The following is a 1,745-nucleotide window of genomic DNA, read 5'->3' on the forward strand; positions in this document are numbered from 1 at the left end:
CAGCATCTTCATTTCGCATGCGCTGGAAGAGGCGCTGTCGGTCGCCGACCGCATCAGCGTGCTGCGCGACGGTGCGCTGATCGTCACCGACGATGCCCGCAATTTCACCCGCGAAAAGATCGTCCAGGCCATGGTCGGCCGGCAATTGACCGATGCGCTCTATGGCAATGCCACCGCGAAGCGTGTCGCGCGCCGTCCGGGCGACAAGGTGCTGGCGCTTGAGAACGTCTCGATGGGCAAGGCCGTCCGCAGTGCGACGCTCTCGGTGTTTTCGGGCCAGGTCACTGGCCTCTTCGGGCTGGTTGGCGCCGGCCGGACTGAGATGATGAAGATCGCCGCCGGTGTGCTGAAGCGCGACTTCTTCCATGGCGGGCGCATAACGCTGCGCGGCGAGACGGTGCGCTTCCGCGTGCCGCGCCAGGCGGTGCGACGCGGCGTCGCCTACATCACCGAGGACCGCAAGCTCGACGGCTTGTTCGACACGATGGGCATTGTCCAGAATGTGTTCCTGGGCAAGCTGGCGAAAGGAGCCAATCCGGTCACCATGATCGGCATGGGCGAAGCCAGGCGGCAATCGGCCGAATGGATCGAGACCATGAAGGTCCGCTCGATCGGCTCCAACGCCAGGGTGGTGGAACTGTCCGGCGGCAATCAGCAGAAGGTGGTGATTGCCAAATCGCTGATCCAGGAGCCGTCGCTGATCATCTTCGATGAGCCGACCCGCGGCGTCGACGTCGGAGCGATCGCCGAGATTCATCTGATGATAGAGAAGCTCGCCGATGCCGGCGCGGCCGTGGTGGTGATCTCGTCCTACCTGCCAGAAATCCTCAATCTGTCGGACCGCATCCTGGTCGCGCGCCAGGGGCGCATCGTCGAGGAAATGACCATCGACGAGGCGTCCGAAGAAAAGATCATGTATGCGGCCGTCCACTGAACCTTCCGGCGAGGACCGGCAGGTCACGATCGTCGAGGTCGGCCCGCGTGACGGGCTGCAGAACGAGAAGCGGCTTGTCTCGACGCAGCAGAAGCTGCGTCTGATCCAGATGCTTTCCGATTGCGGTTTCGCGCGCATCGAGGCGACATCCTTCGTGTCGCCGAAATGGGTGCCTCAGATGGCCGATCATGACGCCGTCATGCGCGCTGCGGTGCGTCGTGCCGGCCCCACGCTTTCCGCCCTGGTGCCCAACGGGCAAGGCGCCCGAGCGGCGATCGCGGCGGGCGCCCAGGAGCTTGCCGTCTTCACCAGCGCGTCGGAGACTTTTTCAAAGCGAAACACCAATTGCACCATCGAGGAGGGATTGGCCCGTTTCCTACCGGTGATTGCGCTCGCCGCCGAGTACGCTCTTCCGGTGCGTGGCTATGTCTCGTGTGCCGTTGACTGTCCATATGAAGGCCCAATCGATCCCGGCGCAGCCGCCAAAATCGTCGCGCGCTTGCGCGATATTGGTTGTGCGGAAATCGCGGTTGCCGACACGATCGGCAAGGCAACGCCCGAACGCGTGCGTGCCATGGTCCTGGCCGCGCTCAATGAGGCGCCGGCCGCGCAGCTCGCAGGCCATTTCCACGACACCAGCGGCATGGCGCTGGCCAATGTCGATGCCGCCTTTGATCTCGGGCTAAGGATCTTCGATTCCGCAGCCGGCGGCCTCGGCGGCTGTCCCTACGCGCCTGGTGCAGCCGGCAATCTTGGCAGTGGCGCGCTGGTGGCGCACTTTGCGTCGAAGGGAATCTCCGCCGGCATAAAC

2 protein-coding genes are annotated in these 1,745 nt (G+C 64.2%); both read left to right on the plus strand.

Going from position 1 to position 1,745, the window contains the following annotated elements:
• Positions 1-934 (plus strand): ATP-binding cassette domain-containing protein (locus EN943_RS36840; RefSeq protein ID WP_164778601.1); only part of this gene is annotated, 934 nt, incomplete at its 5' end.
• Positions 918-1,745, plus strand: an 828-nt coding sequence (locus EN943_RS36845; RefSeq protein ID WP_164778602.1) for a hydroxymethylglutaryl-CoA lyase, incomplete at its 3' end; no start/stop codon positions are given. The genes EN943_RS36840 and EN943_RS36845, both read left to right, overlap by 17 nt.

This window comes from Mesorhizobium sp. M7A.F.Ca.US.006.01.1.1 (genome assembly GCF_003997935.1).
Taxonomy (GTDB): Bacteria; Pseudomonadota; Alphaproteobacteria; order Rhizobiales; family Rhizobiaceae; genus Mesorhizobium.